Source organism: Paraburkholderia sp. EG286B, from assembly GCF_040965655.1.
Taxonomy (GTDB): domain Bacteria; phylum Pseudomonadota; class Gammaproteobacteria; order Burkholderiales; family Burkholderiaceae; genus Paraburkholderia.
Genome location: NZ_JBFRCF010000009.1, coordinates 11,941 through 29,500 on the forward strand (window position 1 = coordinate 11,941; position 17,560 = coordinate 29,500).

Annotated in this window: 17 protein-coding genes; 10 read left to right on the forward strand and 7 right to left on the reverse strand. The window is 63.9% G+C overall.

Annotated elements, in window-relative coordinates:
- Positions 1-146 precede the first annotated feature (146 nt).
- A complete protein-coding gene (locus AB4Y42_RS20310) occupies positions 147-1,097 on the forward strand; it encodes a DMT family transporter (RefSeq protein WP_368695133.1) in 951 nt (316 codons plus the stop codon).
- Positions 1,098-1,133: 36 nt separating this feature from the next.
- Here the strand turns inward: AB4Y42_RS20310 and AB4Y42_RS20315 are convergent, their stop codons facing one another.
- Positions 1,134-2,132, reverse strand: a complete 999-nt coding sequence (locus AB4Y42_RS20315) for a fatty acid desaturase (protein ID WP_368695134.1) — start codon at positions 2,130-2,132, stop codon at positions 1,134-1,136.
- A 41-nt stretch (positions 2,133-2,173) separates the two neighbouring features.
- Positions 2,174-3,217, reverse strand: a complete 1,044-nt coding sequence (locus AB4Y42_RS20320) for a sugar ABC transporter substrate-binding protein (RefSeq protein WP_368695135.1) — start codon at positions 3,215-3,217, stop codon at positions 2,174-2,176.
- Positions 3,218-3,355: 138 nt separating this feature from the next.
- On the opposite strand from AB4Y42_RS20320, the gene AB4Y42_RS20325 reads away from it, so the two are divergent.
- The 5 genes from AB4Y42_RS20325 to AB4Y42_RS20345 all read left to right on the forward strand — a co-directional run bounded on the left by AB4Y42_RS20325 (position 3,356) and on the right by AB4Y42_RS20345 (position 7,905).
- Positions 3,356-4,384, forward strand: coding sequence for a LacI family DNA-binding transcriptional regulator (locus AB4Y42_RS20325; protein WP_368692004.1), 1,029 nt, complete (start codon positions 3,356-3,358; stop codon positions 4,382-4,384).
- Between the two features lie 75 nt (positions 4,385-4,459).
- The gene (locus AB4Y42_RS20330) at positions 4,460-5,047 is read left to right on the forward strand and encodes a flavin reductase family protein (RefSeq protein ID WP_368695136.1); all 588 of its coding nucleotides are present in this window, start codon (positions 4,460-4,462) and stop codon (positions 5,045-5,047) included.
- A 119-nt stretch (positions 5,048-5,166) separates the two neighbouring features.
- Positions 5,167-6,180 (forward strand): SLAC1 anion channel family protein, encoded by a 1,014-nt coding sequence (locus tag AB4Y42_RS20335; protein ID WP_368692006.1) that lies wholly within the window; start codon positions 5,167-5,169, stop codon positions 6,178-6,180.
- A 58-nt stretch (positions 6,181-6,238) separates the two neighbouring features.
- Positions 6,239-6,874 carry a TetR family transcriptional regulator C-terminal domain-containing protein gene (locus tag AB4Y42_RS20340; protein WP_368692007.1) on the forward strand — a complete coding sequence of 212 codons (636 nt, stop codon included), beginning with the start codon at positions 6,239-6,241 and terminating at the stop codon, positions 6,872-6,874.
- A 47-nt stretch (positions 6,875-6,921) separates the two neighbouring features.
- Positions 6,922-7,905 (forward strand): MDR family oxidoreductase, encoded by a 984-nt coding sequence (locus AB4Y42_RS20345; RefSeq protein WP_368695137.1) that lies wholly within the window; start codon positions 6,922-6,924, stop codon positions 7,903-7,905.
- A gap of 44 nt (positions 7,906-7,949) precedes the next feature.
- Here the strand turns inward: AB4Y42_RS20345 and AB4Y42_RS20350 are convergent, their stop codons facing one another.
- On the reverse strand, positions 7,950-8,816 hold the full coding sequence (locus tag AB4Y42_RS20350; protein ID WP_368695138.1) for a helix-turn-helix domain-containing protein: 867 nt from the start codon (positions 8,814-8,816) through the stop codon (positions 7,950-7,952).
- A gap of 204 nt (positions 8,817-9,020) precedes the next feature.
- On the opposite strand from AB4Y42_RS20350, the gene AB4Y42_RS20355 reads away from it, so the two are divergent.
- Positions 9,021-9,908 carry an NAD(P)H-binding protein gene (locus AB4Y42_RS20355; protein ID WP_368695139.1) on the forward strand — a complete coding sequence of 296 codons (888 nt, stop codon included), beginning with the start codon at positions 9,021-9,023 and terminating at the stop codon, positions 9,906-9,908.
- Positions 9,909-9,982: 74 nt separating this feature from the next.
- On the opposite strand, the gene AB4Y42_RS20360 is transcribed toward AB4Y42_RS20355, so the two are convergent.
- The gene (locus AB4Y42_RS20360; RefSeq protein WP_368695140.1) at positions 9,983-11,686 is read right to left on the reverse strand and encodes a hypothetical protein; all 1,704 of its coding nucleotides are present in this window, start codon (positions 11,684-11,686) and stop codon (positions 9,983-9,985) included.
- Positions 11,687-12,033: 347 nt separating this feature from the next.
- Between AB4Y42_RS20360 and pstS the strand changes: the two genes are divergently transcribed.
- Positions 12,034-13,071 (forward strand): phosphate ABC transporter substrate-binding protein PstS, encoded by a 1,038-nt coding sequence (gene pstS / locus AB4Y42_RS20365; RefSeq protein WP_368695141.1) that lies wholly within the window; start codon positions 12,034-12,036, stop codon positions 13,069-13,071.
- A 54-nt stretch (positions 13,072-13,125) separates the two neighbouring features.
- Here the strand turns inward: pstS and AB4Y42_RS20370 are convergent, their stop codons facing one another.
- Both AB4Y42_RS20370 and AB4Y42_RS20375 read right to left on the reverse strand, forming a co-directional pair.
- Positions 13,126-13,353, reverse strand: coding sequence for a hypothetical protein (locus AB4Y42_RS20370; RefSeq protein ID WP_035514793.1), 228 nt, complete (start codon positions 13,351-13,353; stop codon positions 13,126-13,128).
- A 75-nt stretch (positions 13,354-13,428) separates the two neighbouring features.
- The gene (locus tag AB4Y42_RS20375; RefSeq protein ID WP_368692012.1) at positions 13,429-13,701 is read right to left on the reverse strand and encodes a hypothetical protein; all 273 of its coding nucleotides are present in this window, start codon (positions 13,699-13,701) and stop codon (positions 13,429-13,431) included.
- Positions 13,702-14,089: 388 nt separating this feature from the next.
- Here AB4Y42_RS20375 and AB4Y42_RS20380 point away from each other — a divergent pair, with 388 nt between their 5' ends.
- Both AB4Y42_RS20380 and AB4Y42_RS20385 read left to right on the forward strand, forming a co-directional pair.
- The gene (locus AB4Y42_RS20380; RefSeq protein ID WP_368692013.1) at positions 14,090-14,977 is read left to right on the forward strand and encodes a class I SAM-dependent methyltransferase; all 888 of its coding nucleotides are present in this window, start codon (positions 14,090-14,092) and stop codon (positions 14,975-14,977) included.
- Between the two features lie 35 nt (positions 14,978-15,012).
- A complete protein-coding gene (locus AB4Y42_RS20385) occupies positions 15,013-16,182 on the forward strand; it encodes a GNAT family N-acetyltransferase (RefSeq protein WP_368695142.1) in 1,170 nt (389 codons plus the stop codon).
- 24 nt (positions 16,183-16,206) lie between these two features.
- Here AB4Y42_RS20385 and AB4Y42_RS20390 read toward each other — a convergent pair whose 3' ends face one another.
- Positions 16,207-17,559 (reverse strand): MFS transporter, encoded by a 1,353-nt coding sequence (locus AB4Y42_RS20390; protein ID WP_368695143.1) that lies wholly within the window; start codon positions 17,557-17,559, stop codon positions 16,207-16,209.
- Between the last annotated feature and the right edge of the window lies 1 nt (position 17,560).

A 17,560-nucleotide genomic window follows, 5' to 3' on the forward strand; every position in this document is an offset into this window, starting at 1 on the left:
CTGAATAGCTGTGCTGCCCAGTCAACGGAAGGAAAATTGTATCCGCACACTTTAATTTTCCTTATATTTCAACAACTTAACGAATCAATTGGCGCTTCAATTTTACCGAGGGCGCACACCGAATCCTTCAAATCAGTGAGCCCGCAATGAGAAAGCAAGTCGATGCAACGGCCGTGGCCATCATGGTGGCGCTCTGCCTCGCATGGGGTCTGCAACAGGTCGCGATCAAGGCGGTGGCTGGGGACATCCCGCCCATGCTGCAGATCGGGCTGCGTTCGGGCGTGTCGGCGGCACTCGTGTGGCTCTTCAACCGGCTCGTTTCGCGCGAGCGCTGGCTGCCAGGCGTGGCGCGCGGCGCGGGGCTCGTCACGGGCGGCCTGTTCGCGCTCGAATTCGTGTTCGTGGCCATGGGCCTGCGCTGGACCAACGCCTCGCACATGGCCGTGTTTCTCTATACCGCGCCGATGTTCGCGGCCATCGGGCTGCATCTGCGCCTGCCCGACGAACGCCTCGCGCGCCTGCAATGGGGCGGCATTGCGATCGCCTTCACGGGCATCGCCATCACGTTCCTCGGCCCCGCGCTGCTGGGCGCCGACATACCGGGCTCGCCGTTGTGGCTGCTCGGCGACTTTATGGGCCTTTGCGCGGGCGCGGCGTGGGGGCTCACCACCGTTGTCGTGCGGACGAGCCGCCTGAGCGAGGCGCCCGCCACGCAAACGCTCTTTTACCAACTGGCGGGCGCTTTCGTCGTGCTGGTGCCGTTCGCGTTCCTGACCGGCCAGGCGCACTTTCACGGCACGCCGCTCGCGCTGGCCTCCCTCGCATTCCAGACCCTGCTTGTTTCGTTCGTGAGCTATCTCGTGTGGTTCTGGTTGCTGCGCCGCTATCTGGCCGCGCGCCTCGGCATCCTGTCGTTCATGACGCCGCTGTTCGGTGTGGCGTTCGGCGTCGCGCTGCTGCGCGAGCGCGTGGAGCCCGCGTTCCTGATTGGCTCGGCGCTCGTGCTGCTCGGCCTGCTGGTGGTGAACGCGCAAAGCTGGGTCCGCCAGGCTTTCGGCCGCCGCGCCGCCAACGCGAACGGCGCTCGGGCTTCCTGATTCGATCTCCCTCCGCGTGTTTGCGGTCCTGCGCGGCTAGGCCACCGCATCACCACGTTTGCCTACCGGCAGTTCGCGCACGACCACATACTCGGGATCGCGCTGCTGGCGCGCGAAAATCGCGAGAATCTCGCGCCACGCGGGCCACAGTCCCGCATACGACTTCGGCATCTGCGAGGCCACCGCATCATGGAAAGCGGGCAGCGCATGAAACGGCACGCTCGGAAACATGTGATGCTCGATGTGATAGTTCATGTTCCAGTAGAGAAAGCGCACCACGGGATTGAGCATCACCGTACGGCTCGACACGCGGTGATCGAGCACATTCTCCTTGAGCCCCGTGTGCTGCGTGAGCGCGCAGAGTTCGTGCAGCCAGGTGCCATAGGCGCGCGAGACGAACAGGAACAGGATCGGCAGCCAGCTATGCGCGACGATCGCCCAGGCGAACACGGCCACGTAGCACGCGAGCAGCACGCGTGAATTCGCGCACATCTTGCGGTACTCGGCCTCCGGCACCACCTCCTTCGCGCCCTGCGTGACGATGCCGAAACTGTGCAGCACGATCGCGCCGAGAAACTGGATGCCATGCGAAATGCGCAAGAAGTCCGTCACGAGCTTCACGTAGCTGAGCGGCCGCTTGAACGCCAGTTCGGGATCCTCATATGGCTCGGCGGTCAGATGCGTGAAGGTGTGGTGCCGCGCATGCAGCCAGCGGCTGTACACCTGCTCGCGCCACGACATGAAGCAGATGATCCAGTAAGCGGCTTCGTTCATCCAGCGCGTCTTGAACGCGGTCCCGTGCCCGAGTTCGTGCGCCGCGGCCTCGCTGAACGCGAACACCGTGCCGTACAGCAAGAAGGCCGGAATCGCCCACGCCGTGCCGAGCGAGTGCCACGCGAGCATGCCGGTCGCCGCGACGAGCGCGAGGAAACCGCCCACCTGAAGCAGCCCGCGCGCGTCGGTGCGAGTGGAGAACGCCTTGAGGCGCTTGCGGTCGATTTCGACCCGGTACCACGCATTCATGTCGATGTTCATTGGCCGTGCTCCGCGCGAGAGGGTCTCTTCCATGCCTGCCTTCACCGGTACGAACCCGCGTACTTCTGCACGGGCGCGAGGTTGTCGCGCGTGACGAAGCTCGGGCCGGAACTTACCGTCGAACCGGTATAGACGGGCTTGAGGTCGTACTTCGCGAGACGCGCCGCGACTTTCCTCTCGTCCTTGAGCGCGGCGACGATATGGGCCGCGTCATGGGTCTTGTCGCGCACCGCGATCGCCATGGCCGCCACCGAGAGGTAGCCCTGAAGATAGGGCTGCTGATCAATGGCGAACTGGATCTGCCCGGCCTGAATCGCCTTGAGGATGTCCGGCGAAAGATCGAACGTCGCGACATAGAGCTTGCCGGCCTTGCCCGCGTCGTTTACGCCGCGCAGCACGCCCATGGCCTGATCGGGGCCGAGCGCGAGAATCGCCTGGGTGTTGGGATGCGAACGCAGAAAGGCGGCCACCTTGCTTTCGATGACGGTCGGGTCTTCGCCGCTATCCAGCGTGGACTTCTTGTAGTCGGCGCCGATGGCGTCCGCAAAGCCCTTGCAGCGGTCCCACAGCGCCTGGATGTCCGCGCCGTGATTCACGCAGAGAAAGTCGTGAATGCCGGCCGCTTTCGCACGCTCGCCCGCGGCCTTGCCGGCTTCGTATTCGGGCTGACCGATGTGCAGGATCGCGCCGAGCTTCATGCCCGCCTCCGGGCCGCCATTGATCGTGATGAGCGGAATGTGCTTGGCTTTCACGCCTGCCAGCCCCGTCTGGATCATCTCCAGATTCGGCACGGTGGTGATGACGCCCGCGTAATTGCGCGCCGAGGCCTGCTCGAGAATGCGCACCATGTCGCCGGTGTCGCCCGTGGGCGGATTGCGGTAATCGACGGGCACGCCGAAATCTTCGCTCGCATCGCGCATGCCGTTTTTCACGGTGTTCCACCACACGTTCGAATCCGAGCCATGGCTCACCATCACGAAGCGCTCTTCGGCGCGCGCCGTATGCACCACGAATCCGCTACTGAGCGCCACTGCCGCGAGCGCGGCCGCGCACACGCGGCCCACGCGAAATCTCGTCATGTTCATGGGGATGTCTCCAGTTTTGTAGTGTCGATGCCCGTGCAGGACGCTTAGAATGTAGTTGAATGAATTTCCGCTCTCAAACGGATTCTTGAGGAGAAATCCTCAAAACGAATCCTCTAATGAAAAGCACGGAAAGCACGCATGAGCACGAGACGCAAACCCACGATGGAAGACGTCGCGAAGGCCTCGGGCGTGAGCTATTCCACGGTCGAGCGTGTGTTGAACGGGCGAGGCGGCGTGGCGCGCGACAAGGAAGCGCGCGTACTCGAATGGGCGCGCAAGCTCAAGATGGATCGGGCGCTCGACGAAGTGTCCGTGCGCTGGCTGCGCATCGCCATCGTCACGCAGAAGCCCGATTCGCCCTACTACATCGCCTTGCGTCACGGCTTCGAACTGGCGCAGAAGTCATTCGAAACCTACCGCGTGATGTGTCAGCTCACGTTCTTCGACGACCTCGAACCGAAGTCGCTCGCGCGCGTAATCGAGCGCGCCGCGCAGAAAGCGGACGCCATGATCGTCGTGGCGTACGAGCATCCCGTGGTGGTGGACGCGCTCTCGCGCGTGGCGCGCAAGATGCCGCTCGTCACGATTGCGAGCGATCTGCCCGACACGGGCCGCCTCGCTTACGTCGGTATCGACAACCGCTGCGCGGGGCGCACGGCGGGCGAACTGATGGGCCGCTTTCTGGGCGATGCGGGCGGCCAGGTCATGGTCATCGCGGGCCTGCGCACCTACCTCGGCCACGAGGAGCGCGACGGCGCATTCCGCTCGGTGCTGCGCAGCCGCTTTCCGGCCTGCGAAGTCGTGGCCACGGTGGAAAGCCGCGAAGACGCCGCCTCGACCGAACGCCTCACGCGCGACGCCTTTAAAAAGTACCCGGCATTACGCGGCATCTACAACCTTTCGGTGGGCGACGAAGGCATTGTGCGCGCGCTGAAGGCGCTCAAGCGTGAGCACGCAACCGTCCTGATCGGCCACGAACTCACCGCGATCAGCCGCTCGCTGCTCGCCGAAGGCGTGATGGACGCCGTGCTGGACCAAAGCCCATTCGTCGAAGCCGTGCGCGCCGTGGAGGTGATCCTCGCCCACTACAACCGCGGCGCAGCCGCGAGCCTGCCGTTGCAAACGCCGATGTCGATTTATCTGCAGGCGAATTTGCCGCCAGCGTGATGGCGTCTCGCCGCACGCCTGCGCTTTCTGAGGTAAAGTCGCTCGGGTTCCGACCCACAGCGATTCCAGCACCCGATGCGAACCCTCTCCACTTTCACGCCCGTGGCGCTCGAACACGCGAGCCGCCTCATCAATCACGGCCCCACGGTGCTCGTCACCAGCAGCGACGGCGAGCGCCGCAACATCATGGCGGCCGCGTGGTCGATGCCCGTGGAATTCACGCCGCCGCGCATCGCCATCGTGATCGACAAGCGAACGTTCACGCGCGAACTCATCGACGCGAGCGGCACGTTCGGCGTGATCATTCCGGGCGCCGCCGCAATCGATCTGACCTACGCCGTGGGCAACGTGAGCGGCCGCGAGACCGACAAGTTCCAGCGCTTCGAGATCGCCGCCATTACGGGCCCGACGCTCGGCTTGCCCCTGCTCGAAGCAGGTTGCTCCGCGTGGATGGAATGCCGCCTGATTCCCGAACGGCACACCGAAGACGCCTACGATACGTGCTTCGCCGAAGTGATCGCCGCCGCGGCCGACCCGCGCGCCTTCCGCAATGGCCACTGGGAACTCGACAGCAGCAACGCAGATCTGCACACGATTCACCATCTGGGCGCCGGCAATTTCGTGCGCGCCAGCGACACGATCAAGGCGCGCGAACTCGCGTAAGCGCGCCGACGCGATCAGGCCGCTATGATCGCGTGTGGCGTGAAGTCGCCACGAATATTTCGCATTGCATATATTTGAAAACATCCAGCAGCGCGTTTTCAAACGGCCAGGAGCCACGCATGAGCGATCTCGATACGCCGGCCTCATTTGGCAGCCCCAAGGCGGCCGCGCAAGCCGGACGACTCGGTTACCTGCCCGTAGCGCTGTTCGGCTCGGTCATGGGGCTTGCCGGGCTCTCGTCGGCGTGGCGGCTTGCGCACCGCATGTACGGCATGCCGCTGTGGATCGCCCAGTTGATCGGCGTGCTCGCCGTGCTGGCGTTCCTGATGATCGGTTTCGGCTACGCCGTGAAATGGGTCACCGGACCCGATGCCGTGAAAGCCGAATTCAATCATCCCATCGCGGGCAATCTCTTCGGGACCCTGTTCATCAGCCTGCTTCTGCTGCCCATCCCGCTTGCCGACGTGAGCGTGCCGTTCGCGCGCGCGATGTGGATCGTCGGCACGATCGGCATGATCGTGTTTGCGTGGTTCGTCATCATGCGCTGGCTCAGTCAGCGTCAGCAGCCGTCCCACGCCACGCCCGCGTGGATCGTGCCCGTCGTCGGGCTCATCGACATCCCGCTCGCCACGCCCGCCATCCAGATCACGGGCATAGATGGCGTCCTGATGCTCGCGCTCGCCGTGGGGCTCTTTTTCGCCGTGCCGCTCTTCACGCTGATTTTTTCGCGTCTCATGTTCGAGGAGCCCATGGCCAACAATCTGCAGCCGACGCTCCTCATTCTGCTCGCGCCGTTCGCCGTGGGCTTCTCGGCCTATGTGACCGTGACGGGCGAAGTGGACCGCTTCGCCGACGCGCTCTACATGCTCACGCTGTTCCTGCTCACGGTGCTCGTCGGCCGGTTGCGCTATCTCGCGATCACCTGCCCTTTCCGGCTCTCGTGGTGGGCCGTGAGCTTTCCGCTCGCGGGCTCGGTGAGTTGCGCCGAGCGTTACGCCGATCATGCGCCGGGCCCCGTCACGCATGGCATCGCGATCTTTCTGCTCGCGACGGTCACGCCGCTGCTGCTCCTGCTGGCCGCCCGCACGTTGTGGGGCGTGCTGCGAGGAGAACTGGAAGCGCTGGCCCACTAGCAACCCGAACACAACGGCGCGCTTGAATTTTATAGACGATCGGTCTAATATCGGCGAGATGGAACCGACCATCGCCAAACCGCGCCGCGGCAGACCGCCGAAAGACCCGCGCGCGCACGCCGACACACGCGAAACACTGCTTCGCGCCGGCATGGAAATGCTGACCGAACAGAGCTTCGCGGCAACGGGACTGGATGCCCTGCTCAAGCGGGTGAACATTCCCAAGGGCTCGTTCTATCACTACTTCGACAGCAAGGAAGCCTTCGGGCGCGAGTTGATGACCGCGTACGACGCGTACTTCTGCGCGAAGCTCGACCGCTGGCTGCAGGACGACACGCGCCCCGCCCTGGAGCGGCTCGGCGCCTTCGTCGACGACGCCAGCAAAGGCATGGCCCGTCACCGCTATACACGCGGCTGCCTCGTAGGCAACCTCGGCGTAGAAGTGGACATCCTGCCCGACGACTTCCGCGACACGCTCGAACGCATTCTGCAGGGCTGGCAAGCGCGCATCGTGGCCTGCCTGCACGAGGCCCAGCGCGAAGGCGTACTCGCAAAGCGGATCGACCTTGCGTCGCTGGCCGCTTTCTTCTGGATAGGCTGGGAAGGCGCCGTGCTGCGCGCCAGACTCGTGCGCAGCGCGGCTCCACTCGATACATTTTTTAGAGGTTTCATCGCGGGGTTGCCGCGCGCGTGAGCCCGTGGCAACGCCAACCGTTTACTGTCTCAGGAGCAAGATCCATCATGTTCAAGGCCATTCTCGTTGATAAGGAATCCGGATCGTATGAAGCACGCATTACCGAACTCGACGACGCGCGCCTGCCGGAAGGCGACGTGCTCGTCGACGTCGGCTACAGCACGCTGAACTACAAGGACGGTCTCGCGATCACGGGCAAAGGCCCGGTCGTGCGCAGCTTTCCAATGGTTCCCGGTATCGATTTCGCGGGGACGGTCGCGCAAAGCGCGAACCCTGCCTACGCGGCGGGCGACGCGGTCGTGCTCAACGGCTGGGGCGTTGGCGAACAACATTGGGGTGGCCTGGCGCAGAAGGCGCGCGTCAAGGGCGACTGGCTCATTCCGCTGCCGGCGGGCTTCACGCCGCGGCAAACGATGGCCGTCGGCACGGCCGGATACACGGCCATGCTCTGTATTCTCGCGCTGGAACGGCACGGCATCACGCCCGCGCACGGCGACGTGCTCGTCACGGGCGCGAGCGGCGGCGTGGGCAGCTTTGCCATCGCACTGCTCACGCGCCGAGGCTATCGCGTCGTGGCGTCGACCGGCAGGCTGCAAGAGGCCGGGTATCTGAAGCAGCTCGGCGCCGTCGAAGTCATCGACCGCGCCTCGCTATCGGAGCCGGGCCGCCCGCTGCAAAAAGAACGCTGGGCAGCCGCGATCGATTCGGTTGGCGGTCACACGTTGGCCAATGTCTGCGCGAGCCTGCGTGCGGATGGAGCGGTGGCTGCCTGTGGCCTCGCACAAGGCATGGATCTTCCCGCGACGGTCGCGCCATTCATTCTGCGCGGCGTGAGCCTCCTCGGCATCAATAGCGTCACGCGTCCATTCGCGCAGCGGCAGCAGGCCTGGCACGCGCTGGGAGAGACGCTCGATCTCAAGCAGCTCGACACGATTACGCGAGAGATCGGCCTGGCCGAGGCCATTGCGGCCGCGAGCGATCTGCTCGCCGGGCATGTGCGCGGACGGCTCGTGGTGGACGTCAACCGGTAACGTGCGCAGCCGCGGCGATTCAACGCTTCACGATTTCGCCGCGTTCACGAACCCTTCGCGAACGCGCGCGGCGTGACGCCGAGAAGCCGCGTCATCCAGTGCGCCATATGGCTTTGATGCGCGAACCCCGCTTCGAGCGCCACCTGGCTCAGGCTGAGCTTGCCTTCGATGAGCAGCGCCCGCGCGCGTTCGACACGCCGCCGCACGACATATTGATGCACCGGCATGCCCAGCGTTTCGCGAAACAGGGCCTTGAAATGCGGCACGCTCAGGTCGGCGAGCGCGGCGAGTTCGCCGAGCGTGAGGCGTTGATCGAGATGGCTCTCGATGTAGTCGGTCACGCGTGCCGACTTGGGTGCCGCAAGCACGGCTGCGCCCCGGCCTTCTGATGCGCCCGTGCCGCCGAGCAGCCGTACGACCATTGCCGTGGAAATGCTCTCGGCGAATAGCGGGTCGCAAGCCGTTCCCGCATCGATCTCGGCCAGCAGCGCGCCCGCCAGCGAATTGATGCGCAGGTCGCGCAACTGGAGAGACGGCCGGATCTCGCGCTTGCCCTGCGGGTTCTCCATCTGTTCCGCAATCGATCGCACGAAGCGGTCGTCGAACCACACGCGCAGAATCGTGCAGTCCGCGTCATCGGTCCATTCGCCTTCGACCCCGGCGGGCACCACATCCGCATCGCCGTGCGCCTGAAGCCGCGCTTGACGGCGGCCGTCGCACGCGCACCGCGCACGCACCGGCGTGCCGACATGAATGCCGATGCGGTGGTACGCCATTGCGGGTAAGCGATGCTGCCCCGCGCTCACACGCAGCAGTTCGGCGCCACCGCCCTGCCAGCCCAATCCGGCGCTCGAACGCAGGATGACGCTCGTTCCAGCGTGCCGGTTCGAATCTGCAGTCAGTGCGCTCATGGCAATCCTTTTCGACGCTCAAGCCGTGCGGGAATTCGTGCGATGTTTGCGGCCAGTTTACTGGATTACGGCGACGCTCGCGCACCGCGCAATGGTGGACGTATTCAATCATCCGTTTCTGCGCAACGCCATCCGTTCCTGCGCGCCATGCGGCGTGCGTCTGCCTACGATGACGCAGACCACGCACACCAGGAGAAAGCGATCATGTTCGTGATTTTTGGAGCATCGGGAAAAGCCGGGCGTGTCACCGCCGCCGCGTTGCGCCGTGCGGGCAAGCCCGTGCGCGCCGTGGTGCGCCACGCCCGCCTGGGCGAGAGTCTCGCGGCGCTGGGCTGCGAAATCGCGCTCGCCGATCTGACCGACGCGCAATCGGTTTCGGCCGCGATCAAGGGCGCTCACGCCGTCCATCTGCTATGCCCCGTTCCATCCGGTGATACGGATCCCGAAACGACCATGCGTACGATGATCGACATCGCGACCGACGCCCTGCGCGAAAACCCGCCCGCCACGCTGCTCGCCATTTCCGATTATGGCGCGGAGCTGCCGTTGAATACGGGCATCACGCGGCTCTATCACTACCTGGAAAAGCAGCTGAAACCCATTGCTACGCAATTGGTGTTGCTGCGCTCGGCGGAACATATGCAGAACTGGGCGGCGTTCATTCCCGGCGCGCTCGCAACAGGTACGCTGCCGAGCCTCCATCTGCCTTTGGAGCGCCGCTTTCCCACGGTCGCTGCGCAGGACGTCGGCGCAGCGAGCGCCGGGCTGCTGCTCGAATCGCATCAGTCCGGCGCGCCGAGAATCGTGAGCATCGAAGGACCGCAGAGGGTCAGCGTGAACGACATCGCGGCGGCACTGAGCGTTGCGAGCGGCCGCACGATCACGCCTCAAGCGCTGCCGCGCGAAGCGTGGGCGCCCATGCTTCTCAAAGCCGGACTCAGCGAGAAACACGGCCGGCTCATCACCGATCTGTACGACGTTTACAACACCGGCCGCATCGACGTCGAAGCGAGCCGCAGCGAGCGGCGCTTCGGCACGACCGCGTTGAGCGACGTGTTCGGCCCACTCGTTGCGAAACTCAACAGCCAGTAGCGCGCATGCCGCGATGAGAAAAAAACGGCCGGGCGCTACGCACGCCCGGCCGTTCCCGGAAGACTACGCAGCAATCAGAACCACTTGCCGAACTGGCTGCCCGGCGCAAGCGACACCCCACGCAGCACTTCGCCGAAGCCCGCGTTGCGCAGCGTCACGAAGCGCTCGTTCGCAGCACCCGAAACCGTGGTGTTGCGCAGCACGTCGCGCACAGCGACGAGGCGATTCGGGTCCGCGCCCTGATCGCCGTTGCCGCTCACCGTCGAGGTGATCGCCCAGATCGTGACCGTGCCGTCCTGCCCGACGTGGCCCGTGATGTTACGCAGGCCGTCGGTGGCGGGCGACCACGGCAAGCTGGTCGCGCTGTTCGTGCCCATCGGATAACCGGCCACGGTGTACGAAGTCCCCAGATTCAGGCCGTTCTGGAGCGTGTAGGCGAGCTTCCATGACTTCGTTCCGGCGTTGTACACCCACTTCTGCAGGCCCGCGCCAGTCTGCTGCGCGGCGTGCGTGTACAGATCCGTACCGCCCGAATAACCATCGCCCTCGTCGGCCACATAGAGCGTATTCGCGTCGGCGAACCACAGGCCGAACGGGTACGAAAGCGTCGTCGCCGTCTTGTTCGGCGTAGCCGGGAAGCCCGCGAGCACGCATACGTTGCTCGGCAAGCCGCTGGTCGTCAACGTGGAGGCGTCGTACGCAAGCGGGTTGGACGGCAGTTTCGCGCCCGCCACCGGCACGCCTACGCCGCCCGAGGGGCACGCCTTGCCCGTGGTGTCGACGAAATACACCGTGTTCACGCCGTTGCTGCCGCTGCCCTTCGTGAAGTACACCACGTTGTTGAAGACGGTGAGCCCGCGGTAGTTGTCGTCCTTGCCCACCTTGTCGGCCTTCGCACCAAGTTGCGTGACCGAGAAGCTCGCGAGCGGCGTGGGCGTGCCCGGCGTTTGCTGCGCCTCATGCTGGTGCGTCGCCGCGATGAATTGCGCACCCGCCCCGAGAATCACGCCTGCCGGCTGCGGGTTCGATCCGTTGCCTGCGTTGCCCACCGTGTAGTAAAAGCCGTTGCCTTCGCCGTTGTCCTTGCCGTTGTTGAGCAATGCGGCGCGGCCGTTATTGCCGCTGTATGCATTCGTCTCCGTAAAGGAGAAGTGCCCTTCGGCATCGAGCCGCGCCACCGCGCGATAGAACGCCTGACCGTCCGGATTCGTCGGATCGATCGCGCCCGGCGTATTCGAGTTCGATACGTCGATCGTGTTGACCGGCGCAACGTAGCCCATGAACGTCAGGTAGCGGCCGTCGCTCGAGAGGTTGAGCGCGAGTTCGGACTTGGAGCTGAAGCTCGTCACGAGCTGGTCGTGGCCATGGCCCGGATGCAGACTGTTGGGCACTTCCAGCGTGTGCACGACCTGGCCGCCCGGCGTAATGGTGTCGAGGAAAATGCGCGCCGTGATGCCGAAGCTCGGATCGTAGAGCACGTTGTTCCAGACAGCCGGATAGGTGCCGTCCGTGGGCGCGCCGCCCGTGGGGCAGCTCGCCTGCGCGCTATTGCAATTGGGCGGCAGCGTCATGCCGGGGGTAACGTTGCCCGACACATTGTCGTAGACACTGCGGCTCACGACGAGCAGGCCCGAACCGCCGAAAAAAGCGTTGGTGTCTTGCGAGGCAGCGGCTGCGCCTGCACTGGCGCAAACCAGAGCAGCGGCAATGGCAAGACGGGAAGGACGCGCGACAAAACAGGCGCCGCAAAATGCCGGGCGAAGGGTATTGATGGCCATCTGTAGCGTCTCCGAAAGGAATTACAAGCGTTTTGTCAAGACGAACTTGGGGTCAATCCCGCTTACCGTAGCGAAAGTTTGTGAAAGATTCGTTGCAGACAATGCGGCTTCGTTCGCGTGTTTTCCTCTGCGGAAATCGATCGGCTCAGCCTGTTTTTCGATGCGGTGGATTTCGTTTGTTATCCTCATCATCTATTCGCGCATAAAGACGCAACGCTTCGTCATAAAACCGCCGCACGATAGCAGGATTCAATTTGAATCCGGCCTGTCACCATCCTGTAATTGACAGTACGCGGACCAGACAGACTCCGCGACTTCCCAGAGAACATGAATAACGGGAGAGGCTCGTGAGACCATTACGCCCCCTGATTGCCGCGCTCGTTTGCGGCGTTTGCACGTTGTCGGCCCGCGCCGACGGCGTGACCGGATGCGGCAGCACACTCGCCGCGCCCCTCTACACCCACTGGGCCACCGCCTACCAGAAGTCCGGCGGCGGCAAGGTGATCTACCGCAGCACCGGCTCCACCGACGGCATCAAGCAGATCGTCGCGCACACGGTCGACTTCGCCGGCTCCGACGCTCCGCTCACGAGCGAGCAATTGAGCAAGGACGGCTTGCGGCAGTTTCCCACCGCGATCGGCGGCGTGGTTCCGGTCGTGAATCTTCCGGGCATCAAGGCCGGGCAGTTGATGCTGAACGGCGAGGTGCTGGGCCAGATCTTTCTCGGCAAGATCCTGTACTGGGACGACCCGGCCATCGTACGGCTCAATCCGAAGATCAAGATGCCCAACACGCCGATCGCTGTCGTGCGGCGTCTCGATGGTTCGGGCACGACGCTGATCTGGACGCATTATCTCTCGCAGGTGAGCCCCGAATGGAAACGCAAGGTCGGCGAAGGCACCAGCGTTCACTGGCCGCTAGGGATAGGCGGCAACGGGAATGAAGGTGTCGCCACGTTCGTGGGCTACCTGCCCGGGGCGATTGGCTATGTCGCCTGGGACTTCACGAAGCAGAATCATCTGACCTACACGGCGATGACCAACGCGGCGGGCGCGGTCGTGGAGCCGGGCATCCAGACATTCAGCGCAGCGGCCGCGAATGCGGACTGGTCAAGCTCGCTCTTTCAGGTGCTCACCAATCAGCCGGGCAAGGACGCATGGCCCGTGATGGGCGCGACCTACGTGTTGTTGCAGGCGACACCGGACGACTCGGTGCGCAACGCTGAAACGCTGAAGTTCTTCGACTGGGCGCTCATGCATGGCGAGCCGACGATCCAGGCACTGGACTATATTCCGCTGCCTGCCGTGGTCGTGACGAAAATCCGCGCGCAATGGCACGACGATAAAAGCAACGACGTCGCGCCCAAAACCGTTAGCACACAGTAGCGTCCACATACGCCGCTGGAAATCGTGGCGTCATGTCGATGCCACGCGCATGAATCAACGCTTGCCTGCTTTGCGCCGGCGGGAATCGGATTTACGGCAAAGGTCCGTCAACACCCAGCGCGCGATGATCTCCGGACGATTCGTTCCATACTGCGCGAACTTGATTTCGTTTTCGAAGTAGACGATGACGCTTCCGGCCATGACGCGGTAAGCACCCGCGTAGTTCACGCCATCCAGTTCGACGCTCAGGGGATGAGTGGTTTCGTATTCTGCAAGAGCCAAGGTAAACGCGGAAATGTCTAAATTATGACAATATCGTTTCGCGGCCCCATTGGTCAATTAAATATGCGGTTTGTTTCATATCGACGATCGCCGTCCCGATTTCAGTACATTACGGGAACCTGTCGCGCCTTTTAACGGGGCACGCATTAACGCCGCCTGACTCAGCCTGCCATACGGGCTTGCCGCGAACCACCGCTCTCCGACGGAAGCGCTCCAGGCGTTCACCCAGCGCGTCGCCATCATCTTTTCGGGTTCTGCTTCGGCATTCATCAGCCGCTTCATTGCCAGGCCAAGGCGGTGCATTGCATACCGCTTGCGGCGCGCTTCAGCATCCACTCGCGCGTTCATCGTCTCGCCTCTTCCGGTTGGGCATTGCATAGACAAAACCTGGAGACCCACCTGCACCGATACCTTGCGAAGCCGGAGCATGACTCCCGCCGAACCACGCGAGAACGCTCATTAAGGCACGGAAAAAAAGGCGGAAACATCAGGGAGAGTATTGAGGTAGTCGCCATGAAAGCGCTTTCGCCGGCCGGCGGGAAAAAGGGCACGCCACCCACGACGATCTGGCTCTCTGCTCACCACCCTACGCCGGCCATATGACACTCGTTAGTAAGCCACGAATTCCGGCCTTTTTGTCGAAATACAACCGGTGAATGGCGGCGACCTGGCGACGCACCGCGCGATCATGACGGATCGGCAACCCCTTTCCAGAAGGTTCACAGCGCATCGATCCATGCGAACAACGACACACGGCGGCCCCCGATTTGCGCTCGGACGCGCACTGAAGCAACCGTTGCTGAATGTGGTGGCCCGGTTGCCCGACGGCGTGCAGCGCGCGATGTTCATCCCGCCGATACGGCGCATCTGCATTCGCGTTCCGGTATTGCGCGCGGTGTATTCCGGCTGCCTGCGGCGCCACCCCATCGATCTCCTGTACGGCACGAACACGAGCGGACTGGTCGACTCCAACGCGCTGCAGCGCGACGCCGATCTCGCCGTCCAGCTCAGGCCATACATGGGCTCGCAGCCGACCATCATCCGCCGCGCGCTCGACACCCTCGGCGATATCACCGGCTATACGTTCATGGACATCGGTTGCGGTAAAGGCCGGCCGATGATCGTCGCCTCCGAGTATCCGTTCTCTTTGGCGCTGGGCTACGACATCAGCGCGGACCTCGTGCGAACGGCAAACGCGAACGCGGCCGTCATGGCGCGGCGCTTTCCGCAACGGCCGCCCATTCGCGCGTTGCACGCCAATGTCGCCGATCTGAAAGTGCCGGCGGGCAAGGTAGTCGTCTTCCTGTTCAATCCATTCGGGCCGGAACTGATGGCGTCGCTGCTCGAGAAACTCGAAGCGGGCCTCGCGAGCGGCACCATCGAACATCTTTTCGTCGTCTACGACAATCCCGTGTGCGGCGAAGTCTTCGACGGCTCCCGCCAGTTGCAGCGCTGGTTCGCCGGCGTATTTCCGTACGATCACGACGAAGTCGGCTTCGGACCCGAGGACCACGAGAACGTCGTCGTCTGGCAAAGCGTGCGCGGCGCGCGCCCTGACACGTTCGCGGACCGCAATCGCCGCATTACGACGAAAGACCGCCTCAGCACTTCCATTGAAGGCTGAATCACAAGCACCACGAATTCATTCAGGAGACGCAAGTGCCGACCTCCGTCGTGGCGATATACGAGTCGTCGCCGGCTGCTTCCTTCCGGTACGCGTTGCGCACGTGCGAGACCGTCGATGCGTTTCGTGCCTTCGAACCCCAATGGCGTGCGCTTTTATCCGGAGCCGAAGCGTATTCGCCTTTCATCAGTTTTGCCTACTGCGAGGCAGCCGTCGCGGCGGCGCTGAAAAGCGGCGCGAAGGTCGAAGTCGCGACGGTGCACGACGCGCGTGACCTTCTGGCGCTATGGCCCGTCGTCATCACGCGCAAAGGCGCGTGGCGAACGGCCCAGGCGCTGGGCTGCGGATGCGGCGAGGAGTACGGCGGCCCGCTGATCGCCGACACCCGGCGCCCGGAACTTTACGATGCGGCGGTCCAGGCCGTCTTGCGGATTCGCGCCGACGTGCTCCACATTCCGATGCTCGAAAACGGCAGCGCGCTGCAACGTGCGCTCGACGCCGCCCCGCAGTCCTGGGTTCAGCGCGCGCTACCGCAGCGCTGGCGCGTGATGCCCGGCTATTCGATCAACCTGCGCGCCGCGCCCACATGGAACGATTTCCTCGCAACGCGGCACTCGACGCTGCGCGCCGCGCTGCGTTCGAGCGCGAAGCGGTTGCGGCGCGAAGGCGAAGTCAGTTTTGGATGGTGCAACAGCGCCGCCGACACCGAGCGCGTATTGAGGTGGCTATTCGCCAACAAACGCCAATGGGCGCTCAAGCGCGGCATCGAATCGCCCTATTTGATGGACGACCGCGTCCGCGACTTCTTCATCGAGCTTGCAAAGCGAACCGACCTGACCACCCTGCCGCTCGTCGCCTATGTGCAGGTCAACGGGCAGCCGGTGGCGGCATCGGTCAATCTCGTCGGCGCGCGCAGCGTCGAGTATTTGATCACCACCTATGACGAGGCGTTCAGCGTGTTCTCGGTGGGGAACCTGCTGATCGAATTCATCGCGCAATGGGCCCAGGCCCATGGCCGCGATTTCGATTTTCGACCGCTGCATGGCGACTACAAGGTGCGTTGGGCGGATCGCGAAACCAGGCACGAATCGCGCATCGTCGTGCTCAATGCACGCGGGCGGCTCATCGAGCTGGCGTTGTCGTGGGCCCAGGCCAGGCGCGTCTATCGAAAAGTCACGACGCTCGTGATGGCGCGCCTGAAATGAGCCAATTGCGTCCATAGACGCCGCTCACTGCCTCACCACACCGCCCTCGCCGTGCGTTTCGGTTCGTGGTGCATCGTCGAGCGTTTCCAGCGCCGGATTGTGATGGAGGACGAGCGCCGCGCCCGCGCCCACGAGCCCGGCTCCCGCCAGACATAGCAGGCCCGCGCCGAAGCCACCGGTGCTGTCCTTGATCCAGCCCATCGCGTAGGGGCCGAAAAAGCCCGCCAGATTGCCGAGCGAATTGACAGCCGCAATGCCGCCGGCCGCAGCCGCGCCCGACAGGAACGCGGCCGGCAGCGTCCAGATCACCGGCAGGCAACCGAAAATACCGAAGCCCGCGATGGAAAGCGCCAGCATCTTGAGCACGGGGTTGTCGAGTCCCGCGGCAGCCGCAATCCCGGCGGCCGCGACGGCGAGCGCAAGTGCGACGTGACGCTTGCGTTCCAGCCGGCGGTCGGAATGCCGGCCCCACAGCACCATCGAAACGACGCCCACCGCGTAGGGCAGCGCAGTCACGAAGCCCGTCTGCACATTCGTGAGTCCGAACGCCTTGACGATCTGCGGCAGGAAGAAGCTCAGGCCGTAATTGGTTGCGTTCGCACCGAAATAGATCAGCGCGACCGCCAGCACACGCGGATTGATGAGCGCCTCCAGCACGCTGAACGTGCGCACCTTCTCGCGATGACGGCGCTCCTGCGCCTGGCGATCGACGAGCCAGCGGCGCTCGTCGTCGGCGAGCCAGCGGGCGTCGGCGGGTTTGTCGGTCAGATAGAACAGCACGCACACAGAAAGCACGAGCGCGGGTATCGCCTCGATCAGGTAGACCCACTGCCAGCCCGCCAGTCCCCCTCTGCCGTCGAGCGACAGCAGCGAGCCGGAAACCGGGCCGCCAATCACCGTCGACAAGGGAATGGCCGCCATGAAATAGCCCACCACGCGCGCGCGGTATTTGGCGGGAAACCACAGCGTCAGCAGAAAGATGATGCCGGGGAAGAAACCCGCCTCGGCGATGCCGAGCAAGATACGCAGTCCATAGAATACGTGCGCGTTCGACATGCCGGTGATGCGGGCGAGGTCCGGAATGAACGCCATCGCGCCCGCGATAATGCCCCACGTGAACATGATGCGCGCGATCCAGCGCCTTGCGCCGAAACGCTCGAGCAGGAGGTTCGACGGTACTTCGAAGAAGAAATAGGCAATGAAGAAGATCCCTGCGCCAAAGCCGAACGCGCTCGCGGAAAGATCGAGTGCCTTGTTCATCTGCAGTGCAGCAAAGCCGACGTTGACCCGATCGAGATACGCCACGAAATAGCAAACGATCAGGAACGGCACGAGCCTGGCCATCACGCGCGCCATGGTGCGGGTTTCGAGCTCCATC